Below are 3,524 nucleotides of genomic sequence, written 5' to 3' on the forward strand. Positions count from 1 at the left end.
ATATAAAGTTGAACTAAAAAGTACTGGAGCAGCAAAAATAGAAACTAGCTTTAGCGTTGAGGGATCTCCCTCAGCCGATATACATATAAAGTTGAACTAAAAAGTACTGGAGCAGCAAAAATAGAAACTAGCTTTAGCGTTGAGGGATCTCCCTCAGCCGATATACTGCCTATAACGGGTAATCCAGTGTCGTTTTCCGGCGGAACAGTGACTATTCCAATAGTAACGACGAATATCAAAGACAACGAGCTATTGTCGATTACCGTTATGGATAGTACGGGAGCAGATCACACTTCCTTCATTACGATTGCAGGTAATAAGGTTGTCGGAAATGAAGCTCTTGTAATGCTTAATGTTCCTGATCTGAAGTTAAGCCAGGAAGCCATTTTTACAGTGAATATTAAATATGATGGTTCCATACTCAATAGTACACAACTTCGAGTATTGGCTCGTCCTGATAAAGTGGCCAGCAATTACACAATTGAAGATAGCAGCTTTAATTATAGCAATAACGCGTTAAGTATGGCAGACGAGACAGCATCGGATGGTTTCTCGGCAACAATGACAGGCAATAGCGGAAGCAGGGACATTCGTTACAAAGCTTGGGATTTTAGTATGCTGAAATACGCTGCTCCTTACGACGTATATTTCAAGATGAAAGTGGATCTTGGGACAGGCATTAGTGGTGCAGTTGTAAAAATAGGTGTATATGATCAAACTCAAAAAAAGGATTTAATCACTCCCCGAGTGATCAATGTGTCCGAACTAACAGACCATCAGTGGAAAGAATTTAGAATTGGAACAATAAATCCGAATTATGGCGTCAATCAACTTGAGTTCTATGTAGAAGGAATGGGGAACAACGAAATCTCCAGCGTTTATATGGATCATATTGTTTTGAAAGAAGCGGTACCCTATGTTATCCAAAATGATGTATTTACGCTTGGAAGTAATGCAACTACTATTCCTGATGGTTTAACGCCGGATAACCAAGTTACTAAAGTTGTGAATGGTGGAAAAGTGAATGTACCGGCAATTGAAATACCGATTGATGGAGATGGCCTAGTTGCAGGTGACTACTCTTTAATGCTATTAGTAAACCCTGATCGAGTACCGGGTACAGATTGGGATAATGCAGTGGGAGATGTGATGGGCTTATCGGTTCACGATTTGACTACGGGAGAAGTTGTGTTGTCTAAGCAAATCTATGGTACAGCAAACTCCAGTTTTATCTATAAGATCGAATATTTCGGGGGAATCCCATTGTCTCTCAAAGTCGATCCGTCACATGATTATCGAATCAACATTTATCCTACAAAAAACGCAAATAACTTCCCGTCATTCAGAGTTGACAGCTTGACACTTACAAGAGTGCTGCCGGAACTTCATTATGATTCAAATAAGTATAACAATGTTTACCCTTATAAATTATCACCGGCAAATAAAGATGGCATCAATGATTTTACGACTATTTACTATCATGGTGTGTCTGGAAAAACCGTCGATGTTACGGTATATGATGAGCAAGGCAAGCCAATTAAGAAAATTGCAGCTGCCAAATCTGCCGGGTCAAACGCTGAGGAGAAGTGGGACGGAACCGACGACCTAGGAAATACGGTTGCAAACGGATTATATACAATAGAAGTGAAACGAAATGACAATATCGTGATTTTAAGGCGAAATGTCCATGTCATAAGCGGCGTACAATTAACGAAGGCGCCTGTGAATCCCACGCTTGATGATTTCCCTAAAGGTGTTTATTATGAAGCCGGAAACATTCCTTTTATTGAATCGGATGCTGAATCGTATCTCGATAGGACATTCAAAGATATTAGCGAAGCGGGATTGAATACGGTTTACCTTTCAAACTGGCATGGGAAGCCGGGCATATACGACATTACATTGGAAAAGGCTGCGAAGTATGGATTGAAGATAATCGGGCTGCCTGATGCACATGATATGTTCAAGTTTTGGGACGGTAATTTTTGGGACTCAGAAAGCTTGTATAGCAATGATGAAGAAGAAATGTACAACACGCTTGTTAAACTAACAAACAAGGCATTGCTTTCGGAGCATTCAGACCAACTGATTGGATATTTGCTTTGGGATGAACCGAGGTCATTGTATGCTGTGAAAAAGGAGCGGTTCAGGGACAATCTTTCTTTAATTACAAGGATGCTGGAGAGCATCGATCCGAAACGTTTTACAATTATCAATTATACGATGCCCGAGGATGCGGAATATTTCTATCCTTCAAATCAAACACAATCCATGAGTTTGGATTTGTATCCTGTTTCCAATCACTATCCTGCGCCGGGGAATTTCAAGCATATCGGCACATATCCAAATGCTGCGTTTGAAGAAAGCTTGGATGCTTCTACATTGCAGATTCGAAAAGACCTTACGAACGATGCACCAGTGTGGATGATTCTTCAGGCGCATGGTGAAGAAGGGGGATTGCCGAGAGAGCCCATTCCATCCGAAATAAGAGCCATGACCTATGAAGCAATCGGTAGAGGCGCGCGTGGGTTTTCTTACTTCTTATTTCAATCCACAGTAGTCTGGAGGGGCATGGTTGACTATGACTATACACGTCGGCCACACATTTATGGAACCATCAAGCAGTTAATGAGTGAAGTTGATGCGCTCAAACCGACCATTCTTGATATGAGAAGGATCGCGAATGTAGCTGTAACAACWGGTGGCGGTGGCGGGGCWTCAACGCAGCCGTTTGATCCTGGATACTTAAGTGCAGATGTTACAACTCATGAAAGTGTMAGTWCTTCCAATAAGTATATCGTAGTCGTTAATCATAACGCGGAAGCTGMTGATGATGTGACGATAACCATTGACCGATCGAAGCTCGGGATGAGTGTCAAATCGATTGTGGGAGTAAGTAAATTAGATGGCAGTGAATCGGAAGTTGGCTTTCAGACTACTGCGGACAGCTATATYCTATCCGATGTGAATTTTGAAGCAGGAGACGGGAAGATATTCAAGCTTGTCATGAATGATGAACAAATGATCAAAGAAGTTCAAGACGATAGGTTCGGAGCATGGGGGTCCGGTAGCAGTAGAGGCGTGGCCGATATATCCGCATCGGACAATAAGACGGCAATGAAGGCCGTAGGGGACAGCAACGGCCCGATGGATTTTTATACTTACACAAGCGATGGAGGGCTTACTGTTGGCCACACTTATGATGTGTTTGCGAGAGTAAAAGTCAATTACACAACAGCCATAAGGGCGGATGTGATTAACGGCCCATCCTTTCCGAAGCCGGAAGGAAATGTATTTACGGTAGGTTTTGACTACAGTGCAGGCGGCAGTGTTCTTGAGCCAACGACAATCCCAGCAAGCAGCATGGAAAATATGTTCTGGACCGATGTGAAAGTCGGACAGTTTACAGCAACGACAGACAATTTAGCTGAGCAAGCAGCATACGTTTATGTGTCGCCTTCCAATAACAAGGCGAATATCGAGTCGATATACGTAGACAAATTTTACTATGTTGAAGCAGGAGA

1 protein-coding gene is annotated in these 3,524 nt (G+C 42.4%); it reads left to right on the forward strand.

The genetic code is table 11. From position 1 onward, the window contains the following. Positions 1–186: 186 nt before the first annotated feature. The coding region (locus AC1DWN_RS30480) for a FlgD immunoglobulin-like domain containing protein (RefSeq protein WP_477562609.1) at positions 187–3,524 on the forward strand (3,338 nt) is incomplete at its 3' end.

This window comes from Paenibacillus sp. P4_A7 (genome assembly GCF_056402455.1).